The organism is Nostoc sp. C96, from assembly GCF_059384975.1.
Genome location: NZ_CM182020.1, coordinates 3,590,609 through 3,616,565, shown reverse-complemented (window position 1 = coordinate 3,616,565; position 25,957 = coordinate 3,590,609). Strand labels below are relative to the sequence as shown.

The window sequence follows — 25,957 nt, the reverse complement described above, 5'->3', positions numbered from 1 at the left end:
GAGGGATTGCGACTCAGGCTGCCACAAGGCTGAAATTCTGAAAATACCGAATCTATCAATATACCGAGTCTCTCAATTCTAGAATAAAAAGCTTTGGCTGCTTTTGACAGAGTGTTTACAATTGGCAATTTCTGTCCTTAATATCGCTAGAATATATACAAAAATTACCCATTAACCCAGCAGCAACCATCAGCTTCTATCAGGTTACTAGTTATAAGGAGTTAACAAAAGATGACACAAGCAACGCAGCCTCAACAACGCGGCATTCTGTTAAGCGAAGCAGCCTTGCGCCAAGTCAAACTCCTGCAAGAAAGGCAAGGACAAGATTTGTGCCTGCGGGTAGGCGTACGCCAAGGCGGATGCTCTGGGATGTCTTATATGATGGACTTTGAGGATACAAGCAAGATCACCCCCCAGGATGAAGTTTTTGACTATGATGGCTTCCAAATTATTTGCGATCGCAAAAGCTTGCTTTACCTCTATGGCTTAATGCTTGATTATAGCGATGCGATGATTGGCGGTGGTTTTCAGTTCACCAATCCCAACGCTAACCAAACCTGTGGTTGTGGTAAGTCATTTGGTGTGTAGTAAGATTGTCAATTGTCAATTGTCCTTTGTATTTACTCATGACCATTGACCATTGACCATTGACTAATGACTAATGACTAATGACTAACACTGTTGAATCCCTGTTTGATACGGGTTTGGAACGCTATAAGGCTGGTGAAGCAGTGGATTCTTTGATCCCTGTGTTTAAGGAGGTATGCGATCGCGCTCCTAAAACTAGTGCAGCTTGGATTTGTTTAGCATGGTTGTATCTGTTAGATAACAAAGGCAACTCAGCTTATAAAGCCGCACAAAAAGCAGTCAAGTTAAGCCCACAAGACCCTCAAGCCAGAGTTAATCTAGCTTTAGCAATGCTAGAAACTAGTCAAAAAGGCTTGCGTCAACATATTGATGCTGTACAACAGTTATTCTTGGTGAACCCAGAATGGCGCGATGAAATCAAAAATAGTATTGAAGACGGTCTGAATAGAAAACCAGACTGGGATAGTTTACTAAAAGTCAAGAAGTGGTTATTTGAAGAATAGCGGTTAGGGGCTAGAGGTTAGAGTAAGATTCCTATGATCGTCAATATCTAATAGCTAATTTCTAGTTCTTGATTCTTATGTTCCTAGTCTCTAGTCTCTAGGCTCTAATTCCTAGTCCTAGTCTCTATTCTCTAATTCTGATATGAAAGATAAATTGTTAAATTGGCTGAACTTGATTTTGGTAGCCGATGTATTCTTGGTTTTATTTGGCTTTGGTTGGTTTGCGATCGCGGTTTTTGGTGATGCTGCGGGGATAAATTTGGGTCTTGATTTATGGCATCAGCTTTGGCAGCCAGTATTTAACCCAGCAATTGGCATTTTGATGGGAGGCGCAATTCTCAGCGGAATTATCAGTTGGGTATCTCGCAAATTTCAGGCTGATTAATTATTCGTCAATGGTCAATAGTTCAATTTTGCTACTATTAACCATTGACTTTTATCTTAAAATCTGACTCAAAGCTGGTTGTAAATTCGGATATTGATAAGCAAAACCAGATTCTAAAGTACGTTTCGGCAAAACTTGTTGACCTTCTAACACCACAATTGCGCCATCTCCCAGCAGGGCTTCAATGGCAAAAGCTGGAACAGGTAGCCAAGAAGGACGATGCAATACTTGGCCTAGAGTTTGGCTAAGATCATTCATTCTGACTGGATTTGGAGCAGTGGCGTTATATACCCCTTGCATATTTGACTGATTTAAAGCTTGCAAAATTAAGTTAACTAAATCGTCAAGATGAATCCAAGAAAACCATTGGCGACCACTGCCAATTGGCCCCCCAGCAAAGAGTTGAAAAGGTGGAATCATTTTGGCTAAGGCACCACCATTGCCGAGAACAATGCCAAACCGCAAAATTACGAGTCGCACCCCAGCTTCTTTCACTTTTGAGGCTTCTGCTTCCCAAGCTTGACAGACTTGAGCCAGAAAATCATTGCCAGAGACACTGGTTTCATCAAAGGTTGCGGTTTCACTTGTACCGTAGTAACCAATAGCTGAAGTATTAACTAACACTTTAGGTTTAGGGTTAGCTTTAGTTATGGCTTCAACTATTTTCTGAGTACCTAGCTGACGACTGTTGAGGATTTCTTGCTTGCGTTCTGTTGTCCAGCGTCCCTCACCAATAGGTTCACCAGCGAGATTAACTATAGCTTCGCAACCGGCAATTGCATCTTGCCAAGCACCCGATGTAGTTGGAGTATAAGTAACAATCTCAACATTTGGGAAATTTGTGGGGGGAAAAACCTTTTGAGCAAAGCCAGAGTTACGCGTTAACACCAATACTTGATGACCTTCTTTGTGGAGTCGTTCTACCAAACGACTACCGACTAATCCTGTTGCGCCAGTAATTGCTACCTTCATAATGCACTTCCACCAAAGCCTTATTTTAAAGTTTTTTATCAATTTTTCAACTTGTGTTTCTCTGGGATATTGATGAAAAGCACTTAGTTTTAGCTTATTTCCCAGTACCTTTATGTAATCAATCTGTAACGAATTACCGTTTGATGGCTTCGGTATTATACGATGGACGGAGTGTTGCAATACTTGGGGCTATTATGGCTCGCTATACCTGTTCATTTACGATTTCTCTTTCTATTGACCATCTTCAGCCGTTACTTTTAGATCTTCTCCAAGGCTGTGATTTGGAAATTCAGTATTACAACGCTGATTACATTCTGGCTCGTGAGATTCCGGGTAATGTTTCGTTCTCCAAATTGGTCAAGGTGGAAGTATTCATTGACAGATCAAGCGCTACGGAAACAGAATCCCGGATGAATATCGTTATTAAAAATGAGGAATTGCCACTCCAACTGGATAATCACTGCCGACAAATGTTTGAATTTGTCAAGCAGGAGATTGAACACAGTCGCCATTGGCATTTAATTGAAAGTCTTGCCGGTTGACATCGCTGACTAGGCTGGCTTTGGGTAAAGCTATCTCTGACAAATTTGGGTATTGAAAAACGAGTTAGCTAATGGTCAACATCTATCTGAAAATTAACTAGTGTTTAATCTTCCATGTCTTCTGGGTCGTCGGTCATACCGGGGTTGATGAGGGTAATATCATATTCGCTGGAATCTGTTTGTCCTGAGCGCTGAGTATTTCTCAAGAGATAATAGATGGCACGTACCTGGGGGCCAAAAACGATTTCGTCTTCATTTTTTAAATCGTGAGCCGGGATTTTGCGGCCGTTAATCATCAATCCATTGGCACTGGGTTTACCTTTAGCATCACCATCGACAATCCGATAGTAATAGCTATGAGTGTTTTGCCCTCTTGGCAATCGTACTAAGGTAGCATGACGGCGAGAGACAAACTGAGAGACTAAACGGATGTTGCAATCTCGGTCTCTACCAATAGAGTAAACAGAACTTTCTAGAGAAAATTCTTTGCGACCCTGATCATCTTCAAGAATCAGTAGATGGCTTTCATTAGTTTCTGGTGCCATTGATATATCGTTATGACTATCAGCGAAATTTTGATTGATTAGTGTTGGTCTATTATTGTTTCCTACCATTCTTACGTACTACAGTCTGTGGTAATAACTCTGACAAACTTGAAAGCTATTCTGACTGAGAAGAGTAGAACAGGAATGTTCTACTCTTTGAGATGTATAACATCTAACTATCGATTTAGTTTAACCTGAGTTGGTAAAAACCGACATTTAGTTTGCAGTTTTACATTCAACAGCAGTCTTGATCAACGGTGAGCTAGTCTTCGCAAAAATATAGAGTTAGTCACAACACTAACTGAGCTAAAGGCCATAAGTGCAGCGGCGTTGGATGGACTGAGGACAAAACCCATAGTGGGTAACAAAACACCAGCAGCTAGAGGAATGCCCAAGGTATTGTATGCAAAAGCCCAAAATAAATTCTGGCGGATTTTGTTGAATGTGGCACGACTCAGGCCAATTGATTCTACAACGTCACTTAAGCGATCGCGCATCAAGATAATTTCCGCGGTTTCCATTGCCACATCTGTGCCTGAGTGTAAGGCAATGCCGACATCTGCTTGGGATAAGGCGGGAGCATCATTAATGCCATCCCCCACCATTGCCACTTTAGCAGCAGATTTTGTCTGTAATTCTTGGATAAAGGCAGCTTTTTTGCTGGGTGGGACTCCGGCGATGATATCACCACTATCTAATCCTAGTTGTTTACCGATCGCACTTGCTGCTTCTGGGCGATCGCCACTCAGTAGCATGACTCTTAAACCCAGTTGACGCAATTTATCTACTGTGGTTTGGGCATCTGGTCTGAGAGTATCTTGAATAGCTATAAGTCCCGCTAAACTACCGCCAACGGCTACACAAACAACTGTTTTACCTGCTGTTGCTAGTCTTTGAATTTCTTGTTGGGCGGTTTCACTCACAGCAACTCCATGCCAACTTAACCAATCTTGATTGCCTAACAGTACTGTTGTATTTTCTACAACCGCAGACACTCCTAATCCTGGTTCGGTATGGAAGTCTGCCGCGTTAGGAATAGTTAACTGTTGGCGTTGTACTTCTTGCTGAATTGCTTTGGCTAAGGGGTGGTATGTGCCACTTTCAACGGCGGCGGCGAGTTGAATCAGGGAGTAGGATATGGGGAGTTGGGAGGAGGCAATTTCCAGGCAATCAGTCACAGTAGGATTACCTGTAGTGAGAGTACCAGTTTTATCAAAGACTACGGTATCTAGTTTGTGGACTTTTTCTAAAACATCACCGCCTTTGATTAATAAACCTTGTTCTGCGCCTACACCAGTACCGACGAGAATGGCTGTGGGTGTGGCTAGGCCTAAAGCACAGGGACAAGCGACGACCATAACGGCGATCGCTAGTTTTAAGCTGGTTAAGAGTGCTGAGTGCTGAGTGCTGAGTACTGAGTGCTGAGTGCTGAGTACTGAGTGTGTGTTGTGGGCGGCGTGACTCATCATTTCCATGCCACTGGAGGTGAGATCAGGCCAGAGGTAGGTGCCGTAAAAGTACCAAAATACAAAGGTTAATACAGAGACTGTCAACACGCCATAGGTGAAATAACCCGCTACTTTATCGGCTAATTTTTGTACGGGTGCTTTGCGGGTTTGGGCTGCTTCGACTAAGGCGACAATTTGCGCCAAGGTGGTATCGTTGCCTGTACGAGTTGCCTGAAGTGCGATCGCTCCTGATTGGTTGATAGTGCCGGCGGTGACTATATCCCCTGGTTGCTTGCTGACAGGTACGGCTTCACCAGTTAACATCGATTCATCTATGGTTGTTTGCCCAAAGCGAACTTCACCATCTACAGGAATTTTATCTCCAGGCAATACCTGTAACCACTCGCCAACTCGTACTTGTTCTGCGGGAATTTCCAGACTGTTAGCAGCAACTCCCCATTTTTCTGGGTCTGGGTTGGGAATTAACCTTGCTACCTGTGGTTGGAGGGCGAGTAATTGTCTAAAAGCAGCAGCAGCTTTACCTCTGGCTTGTCGCTCTAATGTTCTGCCCAATAAGATAAAGCCTAACATCATCACTGGTTCATCAAAGAAGCACTCCCAACCCATTTGCGGGAATAACAGGGCTACTAAACTGGCAGTGTAAGCGGTGAGTGTTCCCAAACCCACTAAGGTGTTCATATTGGGACTGTTGCGCCGCCAGCCTATCCAACCATCGACGATGATGGGACGGCCAGGAAATAACAGGGCTAATGTTGCCAATCCACAGTGAAACCAAATGTTGTCTAATATGGGCAAAGTTACGCCAATGATGCTGCTGAAATGCCCAATTCCTGACAACACCAGTAATATAGCAGCGATCGCCAATTGTCGGAATGCAGCACGCATTTCTTGGTGCTGTCTTTTTGCTGAATCGTTTAAAGCAATTTGGTTACTAGATTTGCGGGGTTGAGTTGGGAATCCAGCGGTGGTTAATCGCTGTGCTAGTGCATCTGGATTTACCACCCCAACTTCTGACTCTACGACTGCTACTTCTGTCGCCAAATTCACGCAGGCAGTCTTGACCCCTGGATATTGGGTTAGCTGACGTTCTACAGCACTTACACACCCAGCACACTTCATTCCTCCCACATCCAGAATAATTTTCTCGGATGTTAGGGCTAGTTCTGGGTCAAGGTTCGTTTTTGGCACAAGTTGCATGGCAAGTTTTTGGATTCGCTACGAACATTTCACGCCTGACTAAAAGCGTCTCTAATTCGAGGGTAGGCGAAATCTGGAACTATGACTGAATGTAAATAACATTAATTTTCTTTATTTGTCTTTTGGCTTTGGCCTCAACTGCGGTTCCAGCGTAGATAAGTCACATAAAAAATAGCTGCAAACTGCAATGGCAGCATGAAAACTACACTCTTTAAATAAGAATTAATTTCTAAATTAGACATAGCACTAAAATATCCACAGCTTAATAGCAGTAAGCAAAACCAGATGAGATGTTTACGTTTGATAGTTGGCATGGCATGAAAATCAGACTGTTTTCTCAAAAGGGTAGACTAAATAGCCATTTCATAAAGTACGTAGGGTGGGCATTTGCAGTCAAAATATCAATCAACCAAGAATAAATACTTACTGTAGAAGCACTTGACCTAAAAGAGATTTGCTAAAATTGATATATAGTTCGCCTATTTGTAATAAGTGAGATAGTCGGAAAATAATTACTTTGTATAGAAGTATTTACCCTAATAACAAGATAATTCATAATTCGTAATTACAATTAGTGGGTCTTTATTCTCTCAAAATTACGAATTATGAATTAGTAATTATTTAGTAAATATAGCGGTAGTCAGATATGTTAGGACAGTTTGAAAGCTTGAATGCAAGGTATAGTAAGACTTTTCCTCCTGCCTTCTGCTATATATGACTCTTGGTTACTTTAGCTAACTAAACATTTAGTTTTCTCTTTTGGCTAAAGGAACACAAGAGCGAATTAGCTTGTGCAGTAGAAATTTTAGAACCAGCCCTGCTTATTCACAAAGTAAGTATCTACGAATTCTTCCGAGGACTTGTTTAAATAAATCATGCCTTCAATCAGTCCTACTAGTTGCATAACTATCAAGGCAATTCCATAAGTGAATGTGCCTGCAACTATAGATATAGCTAACATCATGAAGCCTTCTGCGGCGTAGCCTAAAATAAATTTATGAACGCCAAACCCGCCAAAAAGAATCCCACAGTAACCAGCCAGAAGTTGCTTATTAGGATTACTAGTAGGGTTGAGATTTGCCATAGTATTGTGACTCCTCAAAGATTAGGTAAAAAATTAAATTTTTCTTTTGATTAAGAACCAGTAATATTCAGTGATATTTTGCAATTAAGGTTCTTTAAGCTCAACAAAGATATTGTGAAATAACTAAGAAAAAACCTAGTTTTTCTTAGTTGTGCATAAATAGTAAGCTAGGAAAAAATGTTTATGGGAACTGGGATTTTGTTAGTATACGTCTAACTTCTGTCCAAAGAAAGATTTTAACACTTTAAAAGAAACACTAAAGAATATGAGTAATCAAAGCAAGTACTTTGTAGCCGAGAACTAGAAAGCTATTTGATGTATATATTTAATTAGGATTATGACACCAAATACAGCAGTTTTGCAGATTCGTAAGTATGATTTCTCTGGATGAGTATCAAGACTCAAGAACAGCAAAAAACGGCGGTATAATACCATTTTCTACAAGCCCATTAATGTTATTTCCGGACTTTTTTGATGTGGCTACGATGATGAGATTCCAATTTAGCGAGAAATGTCTAATTAACTACAGATGACATATATCTATTAACTAGAAAATTATGCCATCTTGGTTTCAGTGAATTGAAGTTACACTGAATACTTTATTTAGTTGTCGTTCGTAACTCCTATTGTTAAGTACTATTATTCAATATTGCCTGTAACACACAATACATAGGCAATCAACATCTGAAAAATAGCTTTAACTATCTAGATAATACTAAATGTTTATCTAGAAATTTTGTCATCTATTTAACAGTAATCATGATATTTCCGTTGCCGTCAATATTGTTAAATTTGAGTCAAAATTCACTGAATACTTAATTTAATCATGACCAGCGATAAATCATGACCTACGCAGATGAAATCAGATATTTTTTGTTACCGCAACCGTAGAATACATGTTTTATTAATTACCGCCTAATAAAAACAAGCTAAGTAGTGTGCCACTATTCCAAAGGCTGTGGAGTAGCATAGGAGCGAGGAGATTGCGCGATCGCGTGTAGACTACTCCCAAGACGATCCCCAAGGCGGTGAGTGGTAAAACTTCTGACAAGCTAAGATGAGCGATCGCAAACAATAAACTACTAGCCAGAATTGCGCCCCACACTGGTAAGTAACGAGTTAGGGAGGGCAGCAAAAAGCCGCGAAATAAAATTTCTTCAAATAGTGGGGCGGCGATCGCAGCTGTAGAGAAAAATATACCTAGTGCTACCCCATCTTGGCTTTCTAGTGCCAATTGCAATAACGGATTACTCCCGCCTTGTCCTTGCCAGAGTTTTTGATTAATCAATGACACCACGACAACTATAGGTAAAGCGGTGCAATAACCGCCTAATCCCCACAACCACCAATTATCTCGTAGCTGTAATTTAAACCACAATCTTGGTAGAGGGAAAAACCGTTTGATGGAAAAATACATCACTGAAAGCGCACCCACAGCCACAAACAGATAACTAATTAACACAGATACAGCTTGTAGGCGCACACCCACAATCGGGCGGGGAATCGGCAGTAGAGACAACAACAGGGGAACAAATATCTGTCCCATAAAGAAAAATCCCACGACAAAAACTTGGAGTATGGTTTCCCCATCCCAAGGTGTTGTCCAAACTAAATCACCATTTTGTGCAAGTAACGCCTCTTTTCCTTTCAGCAAGCGTTGCGTCAATAAGAAAATTAGCAGGATTGTCCCGATCAATGCTGCCAAAGCTGGTATCGTACCGATGAGGGTGAGTTTAAATACAGCTTGAGATGCTGCTGATTGCTGTGCGGCTGTAACTGCTGCTAAAGATTCTTGACGTTGCTGGAGTTGGTATAGCTGAATCAAGGCTGTGTTACGAAACCAACCATCTAAATTTTTTTGAATCAACTGTTGAGCATTAGGTAAAATCCGGGGAGGATTACTCCAAATTCCACTTAAGACAGTAGCTGTATCTTGAAATTCAGTATTGAGTGTAGGCTGTTGTAATTCACCCCAAGTTTTTAAGGCTAAGTCTTGTTGTCCTTGTTGTACTTGTAAAATCCCCAGACGCAAATCTAATTCCCCTAGTAATTGTTGCTGTTGCTTAAGGGATTGCTGTAATTGTTGCCGCGTTACTTCAGGAGAGGCGTTAGTATCAACAGTGTCTTGTGGTAGGGGTTTAGCTGGAGTTGTAATTTTTGGCTGAGAACTTAGCTGTGCAAGTTGCTTTTCAACTTTATCTAGATTAGCTTGTACAGATATTTGTGCCTCTTGATATTGCTTTGTAGCATTTTCTAGAGGCTGGTCTTCGAGTATAGCTTGGCGAACCACCTGAAGATTATCACCATCTTCTGGCTGCCAAGCTTGGGCTTGCAGTGCAATATTTGTTTGATAAAGTTCCAGACGACTTTGGAACTGGGGTTTTTGCCAACTACTGACTAGAGATAAAGTTGCCAATCCAACCGCTATCACAGTCGAAATTATTAAAACCAATCGTTTGATCGTCATCTATCCCCCTTTAACAAACCAGAACATGCCCCTTGGGAATTATCGCAAGAAAAAGCAGGAGGTGGATAGATATCATCAATATTGTGAGTCTACTTTACAAGGACAGCGGCTCAGATCAACCCACCATGTTATACCGTTTCACTTTAAGTTTGATACAAATAGACCGCAGGGGGCAGGGGGCAGGGAGCAGGGAGCAGGGGGAAAGAATGAAAAACCCATAAATTCATCTCATTTTTTTCGTGAAATGGTATTAAATGGCAACCTGCGGCATTGCTTCCCCTGTGCGAAAGATTTATCAATACAACCTACTAATTTTTTTGATTTCTTACCTAAGTACAAAGTAATTTGAGCAAAGCAATTTCTCCCATGTTGTGACTTTAACTACAAGATCCCCGACTTTTTTAAAAAGTCGGGGATCTGAGCCTCTCGATTTCTACAATCAAATAAGATTGCTATATAGTATATGGCTACAAAAGCTTTTGATAATTGAGAAGTTAGATTTTACTAAGGTAGACTCAGAAAATCTATTACCCTGATTATTTTCTAAATCTAAATAAAATTTTTAACCACAGGCTTACGAAGATTTGAGTTTTCCCGCTGATATTCATTTTCTCATCAGCTTCGCCAGCTTTTTGGGTAACACTTGCATGGCGGTAATGTAGATTAGTAAACTAAATTACCTGTACCACGTAATTGTCTTAAAGAATTGATGCAATAAGGACAGTCGCACTTAAAGATTCTAATTGCCGCATCACTTTCTTCGTCTGTAAAATTCAGTTCTGCAACGTTGGTGTCAGAAGGTCTGGATGAAACCACCATAGATTTAGGTGCAGGAGCAGCTTTAGGGTCTCTTTCAGAATCTCGAATACAGACAAAATCTTTTAGTCCGTGGGGATTAGTGATACAGGTACGACCATCATCTGTGTGCATTAATCTTTGGGTGAGGTTAACAGAGGCATGGGCTGGATTGATTGCTGCCAATGTAGACATGAGAGAAGTAAAAATTGCCGAACTAGAAAGCAAATTAAGTACTAATTTCTTGTTCATATATTTCCTGATAGAACATCTCTGATTGCCAAGCCTATCCTATTAGTTGTTCTCGGTCAAGATGATGTTAATCATAAATATAAGTTTTTGCTAACATATTGCATCTTTTTTGCCATTTTTGGCGAAAGATAGCAAAAAGTTGTTTTATTCATCTATCAAACTAAGTAAAATAATTCTCTATTAAAGGTCACGCCATGAAGCTAGTCGAGGATACAAACTAACTAAATAAAACTAATGAGTATTTCAAAATTTTTATGGTCTACCAAAAAACATAAATATATATAATTGCACGGTGGTAAAATATAATAACTTGTGTTATCTGCTTAATAATCGGTTTTACATAAATAACTGTCATTAGAGATTGTGAATAAACTTCAATTCCAACCTCACAGATGAAAACTGTAAAGCGGTTAAAGCTACTCTTAGCTATAATCCTTACCGATGCGTTAAATTTTCTATACTCATCCGAGGTATTTGATGACTACTCAAACTCATCCTTCAGTTTTAAAAAAAACCGCAAGTGTGACTTTATCCACACCTGTACAAGCCACTCTTTATGTTTCTTTGTGTGCTTTGACACTGTGGACTGTTTACTTTACTACTAACCCAGCTATTCACGATCGCGTACACTCTGTACGTCACCATACTTTGCTAGTAGGTTGTCATTAGAGGTATTGATGATCTGAACCGATGGGGAAGTAGGGAGATAAGAAATTTAAACTATTCTCCCCATCAGCACCGAAATATATCAAAATTATGGCGATCGCTACGGCTAGATAAGCTCCACTAGCCTCTTTCAAGATATATGCTAAAAATCAAAAAGTTAAAGGTTTATCTACTCCTCAGTACTGTGGCTGGTTTGATGAGTGTGGGTTTTGAACACTCTGCTGTCTTTTCGCAGTCATCGCCTCAAGCAAATGTGCGATTAACTACTGAACCGCCAATTAGCCAAATAATACCTTTTGAGGCAGAAGCCAGCAGCCCCCAAAAGCCAGTAAAACTGACACTGCAAGCGGTCGATGCAACAGGTAAACCTGTAGAAAATGCCAAAATAAATTTAAAAATCTTTACTCCCCCGAAAAATCCTTGGTTTACGACAGATTTTCCCATAGTCGAGGGAACCAAGCTGTTAGATATACAAGCGATCGCTCCTCAAGGTCAACTGCAAGTCCAGCAAATTTTACCAATTCGGGGTAACTACCAACTACAAGTTAATGTTACTCCAGTAACGCCCAATGCTTTTACTCCCATTCAGCAAAATCTCTATCTGTCAGTTCCAGAAAATCCCGTTAAATATCGTAATTTTGCCATTCTCGCCGGAATTTTATTGATTGTCGGCTTAGGTGGTGGCTGGGTAATTGGGGGACGACAAGAAACCCAACCAGGAGAAATTGCGCCCCAACGAGTAAGATTATTGTTGAGTGGTGCAACTGTTGTCGCCATTATTGCGTTATTAGCAATTAACCTCAGTTCAGAAATGGCACAATCGCAGACATCGCATGGAGATCATCATCACCACACATCTGCGGCTGAACCGGAAACTGATAACTACGATATTGTGAAACAGCAGGGTTTACAAGTGCAACTGTTGGGTGATGCTAGTGCAACAGTTGGCGAAACTGATAAGTTACAAGTGCAAGTTGTAGATGAAAAAACTCAGCAGCCTGTTTCTGATGTCTTGTTAAATATTCAAACGACTGCAAAAGAAGATGGCTGGGTTGCTTTCGCTTACCAAGGTATCCCAGATGCTACCGGGAAACTTACTTGGGAACAGCAATTTTTTGATGGCGCACCTCACAATGTTTTGGTAGAAGTTTCGCCTCAACCAAACGCTTCACGACGATTTTCACCTTTGCGGGTGCAAAAAAATGTTGATGTCGAAGGAGTTGCGCCACCATTGTCCATCCGGCTAATTGTTTTGGCTTATCTCACCGGAATCATTATCATTGGGTTGTTAGTGGGATTGCAGCTACGTCGGCAACTTAGTCTACAACACTAACGTTGCACCTGTTGAATTAGAGTTTGGGTTTGTTGATAGCTGGCGGTGTCGCCTTGTTGACGAAAAAGTGTGGCTGCTTGCTGGAGATCGGCGATCGCGTTACGTTGATCGCCTAAAGTATATTTAGCCAGTCCCCGATTACCATAAGCATCAGCTAACTGAGGATTTAAGCTAATTGCTTGGTTAAAATCAGAAATCGCCGCTTGGGGATTTTGCTGTTTAAAGTAAGCAAGTCCGCGATTATAGTAAGCATCTACAGACTGCGGATCAATTTTGAGTGTAGCGTTAAAATCGGCGATCGCCTTTTGCAGATTTCCCAGTTGAGCATAAATCGTTCCCCGACTATTATAAGCGTCTACATGGTGAGGATTGAGTTGTAGCGCTTGGTTAAAGTCGCCAATTGCTGCTTGTAAGTCTCCCAGTTGTGATTTAGCTAAACCTCGCAGACAAAAACCTTCATAAAATTTAGGATTTTGCTGTACTACTTTGTCAAAATCTGTGACTGCTGCACTAAAGTTACCTTGTTCTAATTTTTGCACCCCTTGTTGAAAAGATTCCTGAAAATTTGTTTGACTACTTGGTGTTTTTGCATATACAACCGCAGGTGTTGCACCAAGCAATATTGTAATTCCCCAGACGGCAATTTTTTGCTGGATATGGTTCATAATTTCACCCCTTTACACTTGCAGTATTCTTTTATTTCTACATTTTAACCAAACAACCAAGCATAAATAGTTTGCCATAGCAACCAAGCATTTAGAATAATTATGGCGATCGCTGCTAACCATGATAAAGTCTTCAGCCACCAAGGATTAACAAATTCACCCATTAAGTGACGGTTACTAGTAAACATCACCAATGGTACTACCGCAAATGGTAGCTGTAAACTTAAGATTACTTGACTAAAAATTAATAAGCCGCTTGTACTTTTTTCGCCAAAAAACATAATAGCAATTAATGCTGGCACAATTGCAATGAGCCTTGTCAATATTCGACGTAACCAAGGTTTCAGGCGTAAATTTAAGAAGCCTTCCATGACAATTTGCCCTGCTAAAGTGGCTGTGAGGGTTGAACTTTGTCCAGAAGCTAATAATGCTAAACCAAAAATTGCACTAGCTGCATTTACGCCCAACAAAGGAGAAAGCAATTTATAAGCATCTTGAATTTCTGCGACATCTTGATGGCCTGAAAAATGAAAAGTTGCAGCTGCCACAATTAAGATTGCTGAATTTATAAACAATGCAAAACATAAAGCCAATGTCGAATCAATAGTGCTGAATTTAATTGCTTCCCATCGCTTTTCATTAGTTGGTTGCCAATCTCGCGTCTGCACAATTGATGAGTGCAAATACAAATTGTGTGGCATAACTGTTGCGCCTAAAATGCCAATAGCAATGTACAGCATTGCTGAATTTTGTAAAATTTCTATTTTCGGGGCATAACCTAATAAAATTCCGCCCCAGTCAGGACGCGAAAATATAATTTCGGCTGTAAAGCAAATGCCCACAGTTCCTACTAACATAATTACTAAAGCTTCCGTATAACGAAAGCCTTTATTTTGTAGTAATAACAATACAAATACATCTAGCGTTGTGATGCACACACCCCAACTTAGGGGAATACCAAAAAGTAATTGTAAAGCGATCGCACTTCCTAAAACTTCTGCTAAATCACAAGCTGCGATCGCAATCTCACACAGTAACCATAAACAAAAGCTCACACGCGGACTAAAATAATCTCGACAAGCTTGAGCTAAATCTTTCCCCGTCGCTACCCCTAACCGCACACACAACGACTGCATTAAAATTGCCATCAAGTTGGAAAGCATAATCACCGTTAGCAGTGTATAGCCAAATTTAGCCCCGCCAGCTAAATCAGTCGCCCAGTTCCCAGGATCTATATATCCTACAGAAACTAGATATCCTGGCCCTGCATACGCCAATATCTTGCGCCAAAAACTTTTCGTATGGGGGACTTTAATGCTGCGGTGAACTTCAGGTAAGCTAGGCTTTTTAGCACTATTCTCCGAAAAAGGCATTCGTTTATGCTTAAATTTTCATAATTTCCTCATAATCTTACAAAATGCTGAAGCAAATACATCTTTCTGGAGATAAATTCGCAAATATTCACATTGACTGAAAATTTCTCTGCAAATTTCTCTGCAAATTCAACAGCATCCTTAAATTATCACTTGATAAAGATTATCTTTCTTAAAATTTTAGCTTGCAAAAAATATTTATTTCTAATAAATTTGAATACATGCTCATATATTAAATAAGCTCTGAGATTTGACAAAATGCAGCATAAAATACATTCAGAAAACGCCAATTGTTGCACTCATAGTCATGAGAATCATAACCATGCTCATGAACATAATCACGAGGACACTCATAATCATGACCACGGTGGAGAATTCATCCTCAAAAATGAGATATATTCTCTAATTTTGATAGGTGTTTTATATGTATCTGGACTAATTTTTGAACAACAATTACACAATACACCTTATTCTCTTGGGGAATATCTAATTTTTATTCCAGCCTACCTGCTCAGTGGATGGAGTGTGTTAAAAACAGCAGGACGAAATATCATCCGCGGGAGAATTTTTGATGAAACATTTTTAATGACAATCGCCACATTAGGCGCTTTGGCAATTCATAAATTGCCTGAAGCCGTTGGTGTAATGTTGTTTTATAAAATTGGAGAATTATTTCAAGATATCGCCATTAATCGTTCTCGCAACTCTATTAAAGCTTTATTAGAGGTACGCCCAGATTATGCCAATATTGAGACAGGCAACCAAGTAAATAAAGTATCTCCAGAAATAGTAAAAATTGGAGATATTGTTATTGTTAAACCTGGAGAAAAAATTCCTTTAGATGGGGAAATTATCACCGGGAATTCTCAGATTGATACATCTGCTTTAACAGGAGAATCTGTACCACAAACGGTGAGAGTTGGAGACACAGTATTAGCAGGAACAATTAATCAAGTTGGCTTGCTGAAAATTAAAGTCACAAAATTATTTAATGAATCTTCTATCGCTAAAATTTTAGACTTGGTACAAAATGCCAGAAGTAAAAAAGCGGAAACTGAAAAATTCATTACAAAATTTGCTCGTTATTATACACCGATAGTTGTTTTTATTTCTCTGGCAGTAGCAATATTACCACCTTTACTCATTCCTGGCGCTACATCTTCAGAATGGGTTTATCGAGCTTTAATATTATTAGTTATTTCTTGTCCTTGTGGACTAGTGATAAGTATACCTTTGGGCTACTTCGGTGGGATTGGTGGTGCAGCAAAACGCGGTATTTTGATTAAAGGCTCGATGTTTTTAGATACTTTAACTACAGTTAAAACAGTAGTTTTTGATAAAACAGGCACTTTAACAAAAGGCGTATTTAAAGTAGTAGAAATTGTCCCATTTAATGGGTATAGTGAACCAGAAATTCTAGAATTAGCAGCAAAAGTAGAAGCCCATTCTCATCATCCCATTGCCCAATCAATTAGAGAAGAATATGGTGATACTTTTGATATATCAGAAGTTACAGATTATGCAGAAATTGCAGGTCATGGAATTAAGGCAAAGGTAGGAAATAAAGTAGTGTTAGCGGGAAGCGATCGCCTACTACATCAAGAGCAGATCAACCATGATACATGCAATGTAGAAGGTACAGTAGTACATCTAGCAGTAGATAAGATTTACGCTGGATATATCATCATTGCTGATGAGTTAAAACCTGATGCAAGAGCAGCAATTCAAGCACTGAAAAAAGTAGGCGTAGAAAAAACAGTTATGTTAACAGGAGATAATCAGGCGATCGCGGCTCGAATATCTCAACAACTTGGTATAGATTCCTATATTGCCGAGTTATTACCCGAAGAAAAAGTCTCTGCAATTGAAAAGTTACTTAGTCCCAAAGGTCAACATGGAAAAGTCGCCTTTATTGGTGATGGAATTAATGATGCACCTGTAATTGCTAGAGCCGATGTAGGTATGGCGATGGGTGGTTTAGGCTCAGATGCAGCCATCGAAACCGCCGATATAGTCATCATGACAGATGCGCCTTCTAAAGTAGCTACAGCAATCCAAATTGCTCGAAAAACCCGCACAATAGTTTGGCAAAATATTAGTTTCGCCTTAGCAATTAAAACTGCATTTATTGGCTTGGGAATTTTAGGTGTAGCCACAATGTGGGAAGCTGTATTTGCTGATGTTGGTGTAGCTTTGCTGGCAATTTTTAATGCTACTAGAGTAATGAAGTAACAGGGAACTGTCAGCAATAGGAGTCGTCAGTTTAACTCCTACTACTAGTAGTGTACCAAGAAAATTATGACAGGTTTAAAGTAGGATAAAATCGTTGAAATTTAACTCTGGCATCTGAAGCAACAAAACGCCAATCAATTTTTACTTTTCGGTGATTACGCTCTTGTTCCCAAGCTTTGATTTCTTGGCGTAAAGTCTCAATATCTCTAAGGCGACGGTCTAGACATTGACGTGAGAGAACAGAGATTTCAATTTCTACTTGATTAAGCCAACTACCATGCTTGGGAGTGTAATGAAACTCTAAACGCTCAAGAATCCTTCTAGCTTCACCTGGAGGAAAAGTTTCATATAAAGCAGCAGGAGTATGAGTATTTAAGTTATCTAAAACAACTCGAATTTTATCTGCTCTTGGGAAGTGAGTATCTACCAAATCTCTCATTTGGTGGGCGAAATCTTTTTTGGTTCTTGATGAAGTGACTTCTACGTGTCGCCAACCATAATGCGGAGCATAAAATACGAATAAGTTACAAGTTCCTTCACGAGAGTATTGATAATCTATGCGTGGTGGTTGGTCTGGTTGACAAGGTAATGGTTCTACAATATCAGCCAATAATTGGTAGGGTCTTTCATCAAAACAAACAATCGGATTAAACGGCGTAAAATACTCAGCATATAAGTATAGTAAGTTTTCCATTCTATATATATATTCAGCATTTATTTCGCCAATACACCATTCCTGTTTCAGCCAAGGTTTTATCTTGTTTTTTTAAGTGTTGTACGTACTGTTTCGTCCGAAATGCTGTCAATTATTTCCAAGCTAACCAGCTTGTCAGCTAATAGTTGCATTGTCCAACTCTCACGTCCAGATGGTGGGTCACTACAGGCTGTTGCAATCAAAAAAACTTCAGCTTCTGGAGTTAATTTTTTCTCTCTCCCCTTACGAGGCCGTTCGCTTAAGGCTAACTCGATTCCTTCTTCTACATATCTTTGACGTGTACGGTGAACTGTTGATTCTCCTACCATTAGCATTGAAGCTATCGCCTCGTCTTGATAACCTTGATCTGCCAACAGTATAATCTGCGATCGTTTTAAAACACGAGCTGAATTTTTTCCTTTCTTGGTTAAATCAACCAACTGTTGATGTTCTTCTTGAGTCAGGTTAACAGTATATTTAACTGGCATAGTGTCTTAAGTGTTTTTAGACTATGTTCTCACTTAGAACACTACCTGTCAAAATTACTCTGGTGGAATACTACTCACTCAAGAAATATAGTGTATCTACCAATTAAAAACATGACAACGGCTGCATTAGCTTTATTAATTAGCTACTCAGCACACCCAGCCGTTGCGCTACCGCAAAATAATTCTCATCACTTCACTGTTACCCAATCACAACAATTAACAGATACTTTAATCGTTCCCGGCGAACGAGTTGGGCCGATTACACCTACAACCACCAAAAAAGATTTAGTCAAACTATTTGGTGCGTCTCGCCTAGTCGATAAAACTATTTCTGGCGCAGAAGGAATCGGTAGTTTTGCCGCAACTCAGTTAAACTTAGGTCGAGAGCGATCGCTTTTAGTCGTTTGGAGTGATAACACTCGTACCAAACCGCTAGATGTGCGTAACTTAGGAACTGCTTGGAAAACCCGCGAAGGTATTGGTGTTGGGACTCCGTGGCGTGAGTTACGTCAAAAATTAGGCAATTTTAAACTATATGGACTGGCTTGGGACTATGGCGGGACGATTTTGCTAGACAGCAGCAAACTATCCTCCTATCAGGGTAAACTCATCCTGCAAGTAGACGCTGCGCCTAATGCTGACCAAAAATATCCTCATCACTATCGTGCTGTATTAGGTGACAGTACCTTTTCTTCTAGCAACCCTTACTGGAAGCCTTTAGGAATGAGAGTTTCACAGATGATGGTCTTACTTAACCCAGAGCAGTAGCGATGCACATTAGTCGGAATTAAAATCTTAACGCTTGATCAGCCAGAAAAATTGGCATCTCAGATTAATCAGTGTCTATTTATACCATTTTCTATTTCTGAAATCGCTATACTTATCTCTAGGTTCTACCTGGGAATGATGAAGTGGCTTTGCCACTTCTTTTTATTTGAGCCATAGCCTAGAAAAAAGCAAAAATTTGACTTTAACTTTTCAGCTTTCAGCATTACTTAATCATTAATTAAATCATCACGCCATTTATTAGGGTTTTCTTGAGCTTCAACCTCGCGCGATCGCGCTAACTGCCAAGTTCCCCATGTCAGAGGTTTTTGTTTTTCAACATGGTTGATCAGTTGCACAATAGACTGATCCGCTTTAATCGGAGTTTTAAAATTAAACTGCATTGTCTTAAAAATTTTGTTGTCACCCTTAACAAAATTTTGACCAAAAAGCTTGAGCATCCACAGCACAAATTGATTAAATAACTTTCCTAAAATTCTTTTACGTTTTTTCATCATTAAAATAGTTCGTCCTTCCGTTTTGCCACCTTCTATAAGCCGCAGGGCAAACATAATATGTAAACTAAAAAAATCAAACCCCAGTGTCACGATAGAAGTACTAGCATACCAATAACAAATATTGTAAGTAATCGACCTTGTGGATATCCTCCGAATAAGTTTTTTAAAGCTATAATCTCCCCGGACATCGGTAGTGTTACGGAAAATAATTGTATTTGGACTATATTCCTCTGTATCAAAAATAATTTCAAATGGCAGTTGGTGGATTGTATTAAAATGTTGAGCATCAATTGCATTAATCATCACTATATTAGGATGACAGTTTTTGAAAAAGTGAAAACCAAAGGTAACATCGAACTCATCTTGGTCTACATCTGGAATAAATGGTAGTGGTTGTTGTGTGGCTTCTCCTGTCCAAATCCAGATCATGCCGTACTTTTCCTCTGTCGGCCAAGTCTTTAATTTAAGAGGTAATGGCTCATATAAACAGGGAATTTCTACACATATTCCTTGACTATCAAATTTCCAATTATGGAAAAAACAGCGTAATTCATTACCTTCTACTTTGCCTTCAGCAAGATGAGCGCCCATGTGGGGACAGTAAGCATCACAAATAACTACCTGTTTATTTTGACCACGGTAAATTACTAAATTTCTCCCTAAAATAGTAACAGGTTTAACTTCGCCTATTCGCAGATTTTGAGATGGCATTACCCAATACCAGCCCTCAATAAAACGCTCTGAATTATTAAAAGTTTTAGGTTTACGCATCTAACTAAAATTCTGCGAGTTAACATTCATTTGCACGTTTCACGAGTGGTGAAGCGGTTCCTCTAGGAATATCATGTTAATCTCATAAAAACGGTTATTTTTAGTACTAGCTAAAATTTGAATTTAATTAATTAAGTAATACTCTGTATATATAGGTAAAGACAATAGTAAAATTCTGGCTTAATCAGATAAAGTTGCATGATAAACAACCCCAGTATTATCAGTAATTGCAAAACTGAAACTGCGGAAAATACCAATTAATTTAAAAATATTTTGATTTAATAAATAATTAGAAAAGTTGGTTTTTCATAAAAATAAGGGTTCAAAGCAATTTATCCTTGAACCCTTACTCTAACTGTTACAATAAGTCCATTAGTTTCTCATTAAGAATTAGGCTGCGGGATAGCCAGCATCGGCTAAAGCATCCTTAATTTTTTGCTCAGAAGCTTGAGTCTCCACACTAACAAGCTTAGTTGTCGGATCGGCTTGAACGATTGCACTACCATCAACTGTTTTCACAGCATTGGTAATATTGTTTGCACAAGCAGAACAAGCCATGTTGGGAACTGTAAGTGTAAGTGTCATAGATTTAGGATTTGAACGATAAAATTATTTAGACCAAGCTTGATACCATTGCTGCATCTGTTGAATTTCCGCAGTTTGGGACTTGATGATAGCTTCAGCTAAGTTGCGAATTTCTGGATGAGTAGCATTATTTGCTACCATCTTGGCCATCATTACTGCTGACTCATGGTGTGGAATCATCTGGCGAATAAATTCCTTGTCAAAGTCAGAGGCATTTTTTAATGTCTCTAAATTCATCCCCATACCCATCATTCCTGAGTGCATGGACATTTCCGGCATATTTTGGCCTCTACCATGAACCATTCCCATACCAGTTTTGGGAGTAGCAGGAACTTCCGCGCCATACCATTGTTTGTACCAAGCTTTCATTTGGTCAATTTCTTGATTCTGGTCGGCTTTAATCGCAGTAGCCAGCTTTTTAAGCTCAGGATGTTGTGCTTTTTGCAAAGCTAGATCTGCCATCTCTACTGCTCCCTGATGGTGAGGTATCATCATTTCGATGAAGTGCTGATCTACTTGGTGTGTCCCAGCCATCTTGTGTGGCATGGAACTGCTTGTGCCACAAGGTGGAGATTGTAAAGGACGCTGTTGCGCGGCTCTGGTAGTGTAAGTAATGGATAAAGCTGTAATAGCACTACCTGCGAGTATACCTACCAGCCCATAAATTGTTGATTTACTTAACATACTCTTCTTCCTTTTTTTCAAAGGAACTATTTTTGTTCTAGTTGTTACATCCTGTTCACAGTCAATAACTAGACTCAAATTTATCCTAGACTCTCCAGCCGCATGGAGAATCTAGCATAGTTTACAAGTTGTTACATTGAGCAAATTCTGATTGGGCGATCGCAGGTTTACATATCTTTATATTACAATTTTTCTATTTTTTTCCAAATATCAACATTTTATGTAATGATGAGGTGTGAGAGTTAATTCGGCGATAGCGTTTGTTTTTAGTATTGATAGGCTTTTTCCTCTTGGTATTTACAGACTTCTCCCCGAAATCTAAATCTCTGCAAACTTGCGATTTCGGATTAAATTTATGTCAATTTACGTAGGTAACCTCTCTTATGAAGTTACACAAGATGCTCTGAACAGTGTTTTTGCAGAATATGGTTCTGTAAAGCGCATTCAGATACCTACCGACCGTGAAACAGGTCGTCTACGTGGCTTTGCCTTTGTAGAGATGAGTAGCGATGCAGAAGAAACCGCTGCTATTGATGCACTTGATGGTGCTGAGTGGATGGGTCGTGACCTTAAAGTTAACAAAGCCAAGCCTAGAGAAGATCGTGGCTCCTTTGGTGGTGGTGGTAACAGAGGAAACGGTGGTGGTGGCTATGGTGGCCGTAACCGCTACTAAGTTCAACCCTTTAAGAAAATAGTATTGAGATGAATAAATAATCTCAGTTAACTAAATTAGAAAAGGCTCAAGTTTTAGTACTTGAGCCTTTTGTTTTTGCTAATTTTATTTATTAAAAAATAATTAGTAAATTTTCTTTCTCTGGTGGAACTGAGCTTGTGGATTTTCAGTAAACATTGCAAAAATACCGCACTTTCAGCCCAAAAACTTGGGAAATATAAGCACCAAGGATGTTTTAAATGTAGTTTTGGCAGAAAGTTTTTGTGACGTACGACCTCAATCAATTCACACTCAATAATATGTCTGAATGTGGTTTAGCATTACGCCAGTTAGGGAAGAAGACTGAGTATTGAACTACTATAAATAAAAGTTTTCTAAGCTATTAGCAGGCGTTTAATTCAAACTTAAACGCCTATTTAAGTTAAGCTCCTTATACTCTTTATCTAATAGTTTCGCTGTAATTCCATCATCTTTATTCTTTAGCAATCACAATATCGTTAGATTTAATCACAGCATAGGCTTCTTCTCCCGCCACTAGACCCAACTCTTCTACAGATGTTCTCGTAATCATTGAGGTTAGCTCAACTTTGTGAACAATTTCTAGTGTTACCTCACAATTAACAGCCCCAGTCACAACTTTTTTCACCACACCCTTGAGAATATTCCGGGAGCTAACTTTTAAAGCCTTCTTAGGACTACTAACTTCCGTAGTAGGTATTGCCAAATTTTCCTGATTTACCTGTGTAATAGTTTGTTTGGTTGGTATAGGCGCTTGTGATGCTTGGTGCTTATTAAGACCACGGACTAACTCCCGTAGAATCTCGGTTTTGGTGCGTTGTGAGTCCTGGCAAAACTCTTCGAGAATTTTCCGTTCCTCTTCCGATGTTTGAAATGTGATCCATCCTTGTTCTTTTCTTGGCATAATGTTACCAATTCAGTTGGTAAAGACTGGAATGACGCTCGGTATGATCCTACCAAGCGCCATCAAATTGCAGAAGAACCTATTGCTACACCATCTTTCTATGAAAAGAAGACAAGTTCTTTCCTTTTTTGGCACAGCATTGGCTAGTTTGTTACTTGCTGTTTGCTCAACATTCATTGTACCTTCTGTTGTTACGGCACAGTCGAACGTCAATTTACTTATTTCGGCGGCTGCTAGTTTAAAAGAAGCATTGGAAGAAATTAAACCGATTTATCAACAAAGTAAACCCAATGTCAATATAAATTATAACTTTGGGGCTTCTGGAGCATTACAACAACAAATTGAACAAGGCGCACCAGCTGATATTTTTATTTCCGCTGGGAAAAAGCAAGTAGATGCTTTAGAACAAAAAGGGCTGTTGCTTCCCGGTACACGCGCGATTTTGGCAAAAAACCGCCTTGTCTTAGTTGTACCCAAAAATATTACTAGCATTACCAGCCTTTACAATCTCAAAGAATCTAAAATCAAGCGCATCGCTATTGGTGAACCCAGAAGCGTTCCGGCTGGTCAATACGCGCAGCAAGTTCTACAAAAGTTAAAAATTTGGTCGCAAATAACTCCTAAACTGGTATATGCCAACAACGTGCGTCAAGTTTTGGCAGCGGTAGAAAGTGGTAATGCTGATGCAGGTTTAGTTTATGCTACTGATGCCAAAATTTCTGACAAAGTAAAAGTAGTTGTGGCGGCTGATGAGAAATATCACTCCCCAATAGTTTATCCAATGGCTGTTGTGAAACGGAGTAAGAATGCCATTGCAGCTAAGGAGTTTAGTCAATTTTTATCGAGTAGTGCAGCTAAGGCGGTACTCAAAAAATATGGCTTTATACTGCCTTGAAAAAGGGTTGAGTAAATCTGAAGTGTTTCATCTGTAGGACTGACGCAAGCAAGGAAAAATTAAGGGTTGAGTCAGGGTGTAGGTATTCAAAACCCTTACGCCCCTATACCCTGGCTAATGAGCTGACTTCTCTCGATTATCGCAGCCGTTCGCTAATGAACAATGACCAAAAACCAAGGTGAACGCCAGCCTCTAAATTCATCCGTAATAATAAAGGCAGGTGTTACTTCGGTTTGGTTATGTACTTAACTTGGTTAGACAACAATAGTTGGTTAATGGAAATTGGTGGTCAACGCATACTAGTTGACCCTTGGTTAGTTGGCGAGTTAAGTTTTGGCTTAGATTGGCTGTTTAAAGCTTCTCTCAAACAAGAAAGATTAATTGAGGAAGATATCGACTTGATATTGTTGTCTCAAGGTTTGCCAGACCATGCACATCTGCCAACATTGAAGCAACTTGACCACAAAATTCCTGTAGTGGCTTCTCCTAACGCTGCCAAAGTAGTTCAAGATTTGGGTTACACTTGTGTCACCTGTTTAGAGCATGGTCAAAGTTTCACTTTAAATAATCAAGTAGAAATTAGGGCTTTGCCTGGTTCTCCCATTGGCCCTACTCTGACAGAAAATAGTTATCTGCTGAAAGAATTAGCAACTAATTTCTCGCTCTACTATGAGCCACATGGCTATCATTCACCACAACTAAAACAATTTGCACCTGTTGATGTCATCATTACGCCAACAGTTGATTTGGCATTGCCTTTAATCGGCGCAATTATTCGCGGGACAAACAGCGCCTTGGAAGTCTCTAAATGGTTGGAACCGCAATTTATCCTACCTACAGCGGCAAAAGCAGATGCAATCTATGAAGGGTTGATGGTAAATTTTTTAAAGGCTGTGGGTACGGCGGAAGATTTGCGTACTTCGCTTGAGAAAAATAATCTGACTACTCAAGTGCTGGAACCTAAACCTGGCGATCGCTTAGAATTAGCTTTAAAAAAGCGTGCTGTAACCTGCTAAACTTTGTATAGGCGATCGCCCGTTGTCACAGCAAAAATACAGCGATCGCTAATCATCACCAAGAGCAACGAAAAAACCTCACAGCCAGATTTTTCATCAATTTTAATATTCAGTATATTTTGATAAACTTTTTCCGGAATCAAGAAACCCCAACTGTAGTTATATTTCACAATTATCTTTTCAGGCAAACTAAGTATAGAAAGTCTGAAATTATCACAAATAAATATCAGTACTAGAAAGTATTTATTCTAACTTTTAAACCTAACGGAAGTATAAACTTATGAAACTTTCAACTTCAACAGCTTCCTTTATTACAGTTGCTTCCATGATGCTTACCGCAGGAATTGCGTCTGCTCAAACAGCTACGGATATCACATCCGCAAATATTGACGTAACTCACATCACAACACATGGTCAAGTAATAACTACAGCTATTAACTCTTACATGTCTCCTAGTAATGTTACTACTTTCCGTGGAATTCAACCTTTTAATCTTGTTTATCTTGCTTATCAAGGTAATCTCAAATTACAAGGCATTCCTAGTGGCAGCACACTGATATTTCAACACCAAATAGGTACTCTGAACGCAAAAGATTTAGTTCAAGCTGCTGTTAAAGCCAAAAAACTACCAGATCAATTTCTACACGATTCCACTTATCTCAGTGCGGTTGATGTACAACTGTCATCTTTACAAAAGACTTTTTTGCGTTAATTAATACATATAAATTCTATCTCATCTGTGAAAATAACAGGTATTTAGAACCCCGATTTCTGGAAAAAATCGGGGTTATTGTTGTTTATGAATGATTGATAATCAAGCCCTTTATTCAGCCATAGCTTAATTTTAAAGATGGGGATTTACTTATTCCTTTTCCAAA

27 protein-coding genes are annotated in these 25,957 nt (G+C 39.5%); 12 read left to right on the top strand and 15 right to left on the bottom strand.

The features are described 5' to 3' along the window. Window positions 1-231: 231 nt before the first annotated feature. From AC504W_RS15425 to AC504W_RS15415, 3 genes are all read left to right on the top strand, one after another. Window positions 232-588 carry an iron-sulfur cluster assembly accessory protein gene (locus tag AC504W_RS15425; protein WP_494873184.1) on the top strand — a complete coding sequence of 119 codons (357 nt, stop codon included), beginning with the start codon at window positions 232-234 and terminating at the stop codon, window positions 586-588. Between the two features lie 80 nt (window positions 589-668). Further along, window positions 669-1,091 carry a tetratricopeptide repeat protein gene (locus AC504W_RS15420; protein ID WP_494873183.1) on the top strand — a complete coding sequence of 141 codons (423 nt, stop codon included), beginning with the start codon at window positions 669-671 and terminating at the stop codon, window positions 1,089-1,091. A 142-nt stretch (window positions 1,092-1,233) separates the two neighbouring features. After that, a complete protein-coding gene (locus AC504W_RS15415) occupies window positions 1,234-1,476 on the top strand; it encodes a DUF8620 family protein (RefSeq protein ID WP_096577720.1) in 243 nt (80 codons plus the stop codon). Window positions 1,477-1,527: 51 nt separating this feature from the next. Here AC504W_RS15415 and thyD read toward each other — a convergent pair whose 3' ends face one another. Next, complete coding sequence (gene thyD, locus AC504W_RS15410) at window positions 1,528-2,448, bottom strand: thylakoid membrane protein ThyD (protein ID WP_494873182.1); 921 nt, start codon at window positions 2,446-2,448, stop codon at window positions 1,528-1,530. Window positions 2,449-2,642: 194 nt separating this feature from the next. On the opposite strand from thyD, the gene AC504W_RS15405 reads away from it, so the two are divergent. Next, complete coding sequence (locus AC504W_RS15405) at window positions 2,643-2,990, top strand: hypothetical protein (protein ID WP_103126744.1); 348 nt, start codon at window positions 2,643-2,645, stop codon at window positions 2,988-2,990. Between the two features lie 104 nt (window positions 2,991-3,094). Here the strand turns inward: AC504W_RS15405 and AC504W_RS15400 are convergent, their stop codons facing one another. The 5 genes from AC504W_RS15400 to AC504W_RS15380 form a co-directional block, all read right to left on the bottom strand. Further along, entirely contained in the window at window positions 3,095-3,604 is a 510-nt protein-coding gene (locus AC504W_RS15400; protein WP_494873181.1) for an FHA domain-containing protein, read from the bottom strand. A 182-nt stretch (window positions 3,605-3,786) separates the two neighbouring features. Beyond that, the gene (locus AC504W_RS15395) at window positions 3,787-6,201 is read right to left on the bottom strand and encodes a heavy metal translocating P-type ATPase (protein WP_494873180.1); all 2,415 of its coding nucleotides are present in this window, start codon (window positions 6,199-6,201) and stop codon (window positions 3,787-3,789) included. Window positions 6,202-7,006: 805 nt separating this feature from the next. Beyond that, entirely contained in the window at window positions 7,007-7,285 is a 279-nt protein-coding gene (locus AC504W_RS15390) for a TM2 domain-containing protein (protein WP_096577710.1), read from the bottom strand. 904 nt (window positions 7,286-8,189) lie between these two features. Then, on the bottom strand, window positions 8,190-9,752 hold the full coding sequence (locus tag AC504W_RS15385) for a CPBP family intramembrane glutamic endopeptidase (protein WP_494873179.1): 1,563 nt from the start codon (window positions 9,750-9,752) through the stop codon (window positions 8,190-8,192). A gap of 663 nt (window positions 9,753-10,415) precedes the next feature. Beyond that, a complete protein-coding gene (locus AC504W_RS15380; protein WP_494873178.1) occupies window positions 10,416-10,799 on the bottom strand; it encodes a hypothetical protein in 384 nt (127 codons plus the stop codon). Window positions 10,800-11,276: 477 nt separating this feature from the next. On the opposite strand from AC504W_RS15380, the gene AC504W_RS15375 reads away from it, so the two are divergent. Beyond that, complete coding sequence (locus AC504W_RS15375; RefSeq protein WP_096577704.1) at window positions 11,277-11,468, top strand: CbtB-domain containing protein; 192 nt, start codon at window positions 11,277-11,279, stop codon at window positions 11,466-11,468. Here the strand turns inward: AC504W_RS15375 and AC504W_RS15370 are convergent. Beyond that, window positions 11,465-11,599, bottom strand: coding sequence for a hypothetical protein (locus tag AC504W_RS15370; RefSeq protein WP_494873177.1), 135 nt, complete (start codon window positions 11,597-11,599; stop codon window positions 11,465-11,467). The two genes, AC504W_RS15375 and AC504W_RS15370, sit on opposite strands and share 4 nt — an antisense overlap. 5 nt (window positions 11,600-11,604) lie before the next feature. On the opposite strand from AC504W_RS15370, the gene AC504W_RS15365 reads away from it, so the two are divergent. Further along, window positions 11,605-12,798 (top strand): hypothetical protein, encoded by a 1,194-nt coding sequence (locus AC504W_RS15365; protein ID WP_494873176.1) that lies wholly within the window; start codon window positions 11,605-11,607, stop codon window positions 12,796-12,798. Here the strand turns inward: AC504W_RS15365 and AC504W_RS15360 are convergent. Together AC504W_RS15360 and AC504W_RS15355 are read right to left on the bottom strand one after the other, a co-directional pair. Continuing rightward, entirely contained in the window at window positions 12,795-13,463 is a 669-nt protein-coding gene (locus AC504W_RS15360) for a tetratricopeptide repeat protein (protein WP_096577702.1), read from the bottom strand. The two genes, AC504W_RS15365 and AC504W_RS15360, sit on opposite strands and share 4 nt — an antisense overlap. A 44-nt stretch (window positions 13,464-13,507) precedes the next feature. Beyond that, a complete protein-coding gene (locus AC504W_RS15355) occupies window positions 13,508-14,836 on the bottom strand; it encodes an Nramp family divalent metal transporter (RefSeq protein ID WP_494873175.1) in 1,329 nt (442 codons plus the stop codon). Between the two features lie 258 nt (window positions 14,837-15,094). Here AC504W_RS15355 and AC504W_RS15350 point away from each other — a divergent pair, with 258 nt between their 5' ends. Beyond that, on the top strand, window positions 15,095-17,068 hold the full coding sequence (locus tag AC504W_RS15350; RefSeq protein WP_494873174.1) for a heavy metal translocating P-type ATPase: 1,974 nt from the start codon (window positions 15,095-15,097) through the stop codon (window positions 17,066-17,068). A 64-nt stretch (window positions 17,069-17,132) separates the two neighbouring features. On the opposite strand, the gene AC504W_RS15345 is transcribed toward AC504W_RS15350, so the two are convergent. Next, a protein-coding gene (locus AC504W_RS15345; protein ID WP_494873173.1) for an IS630 family transposase occupies window positions 17,133-18,250 on the bottom strand; the annotation gives its coding sequence in 2 pieces (ribosomal slippage) (window positions 17,133-17,830 and window positions 17,830-18,250; 1,119 coding nt in all). A 111-nt stretch (window positions 18,251-18,361) separates the two neighbouring features. Here AC504W_RS15345 and AC504W_RS15340 point away from each other — a divergent pair. After that, window positions 18,362-19,018: a hypothetical protein gene (locus AC504W_RS15340; protein ID WP_494873172.1), complete on the top strand. Its 657-nt coding sequence runs from the start codon at window positions 18,362-18,364 to the stop codon at window positions 19,016-19,018. Between the two features lie 227 nt (window positions 19,019-19,245). Here the strand turns inward: AC504W_RS15340 and AC504W_RS15335 are convergent, their stop codons facing one another. From AC504W_RS15335 to AC504W_RS15325, 3 genes are all read right to left on the bottom strand, one after another. Further along, window positions 19,246-20,304: an aromatic ring-hydroxylating dioxygenase subunit alpha gene (locus AC504W_RS15335; RefSeq protein ID WP_494873171.1), complete on the bottom strand. Its 1,059-nt coding sequence runs from the start codon at window positions 20,302-20,304 to the stop codon at window positions 19,246-19,248. Window positions 20,305-20,694: 390 nt separating this feature from the next. Beyond that, window positions 20,695-20,889 carry a heavy-metal-associated domain-containing protein gene (locus tag AC504W_RS15330; RefSeq protein WP_103126714.1) on the bottom strand — a complete coding sequence of 65 codons (195 nt, stop codon included), beginning with the start codon at window positions 20,887-20,889 and terminating at the stop codon, window positions 20,695-20,697. Between the two features lie 24 nt (window positions 20,890-20,913). After that, on the bottom strand, window positions 20,914-21,573 hold the full coding sequence (locus tag AC504W_RS15325; protein WP_494873170.1) for a DUF305 domain-containing protein: 660 nt from the start codon (window positions 21,571-21,573) through the stop codon (window positions 20,914-20,916). Between the two features lie 355 nt (window positions 21,574-21,928). Here AC504W_RS15325 and rbp point away from each other — a divergent pair, with 355 nt between their 5' ends. Beyond that, window positions 21,929-22,246 (top strand): RNA-binding regulator, encoded by a 318-nt coding sequence (gene rbp, locus AC504W_RS15320; RefSeq protein WP_096577688.1) that lies wholly within the window; start codon window positions 21,929-21,931, stop codon window positions 22,244-22,246. A gap of 472 nt (window positions 22,247-22,718) precedes the next feature. Here the strand turns inward: rbp and AC504W_RS15315 are convergent, their stop codons facing one another. Then, complete coding sequence (locus AC504W_RS15315) at window positions 22,719-23,168, bottom strand: TOBE domain-containing protein (RefSeq protein ID WP_096577686.1); 450 nt, start codon at window positions 23,166-23,168, stop codon at window positions 22,719-22,721. A 100-nt stretch (window positions 23,169-23,268) separates the two neighbouring features. Here AC504W_RS15315 and modA point away from each other — a divergent pair, with 100 nt between their 5' ends. After that, window positions 23,269-24,063: a molybdate ABC transporter substrate-binding protein gene (gene modA / locus AC504W_RS15310; RefSeq protein ID WP_494873169.1), complete on the top strand. Its 795-nt coding sequence runs from the start codon at window positions 23,269-23,271 to the stop codon at window positions 24,061-24,063. Window positions 24,064-24,302: 239 nt separating this feature from the next. Continuing rightward, window positions 24,303-25,079, top strand: coding sequence for an MBL fold metallo-hydrolase (locus tag AC504W_RS15305; RefSeq protein ID WP_494873168.1), 777 nt, complete (start codon window positions 24,303-24,305; stop codon window positions 25,077-25,079). On the opposite strand, the gene AC504W_RS15300 is transcribed toward AC504W_RS15305, so the two are convergent. Continuing rightward, window positions 25,076-25,249 (bottom strand): hypothetical protein, encoded by a 174-nt coding sequence (locus AC504W_RS15300; protein ID WP_494873167.1) that lies wholly within the window; start codon window positions 25,247-25,249, stop codon window positions 25,076-25,078. The genes AC504W_RS15305 and AC504W_RS15300 overlap by 4 nt on opposite strands. A 110-nt stretch (window positions 25,250-25,359) precedes the next feature. Here AC504W_RS15300 and AC504W_RS15295 point away from each other — a divergent pair, with 110 nt between their 5' ends. Next, window positions 25,360-25,791 (top strand): hypothetical protein, encoded by a 432-nt coding sequence (locus AC504W_RS15295; protein ID WP_494873166.1) that lies wholly within the window; start codon window positions 25,360-25,362, stop codon window positions 25,789-25,791. Window positions 25,792-25,957: the final 166 nt, after the last annotated feature.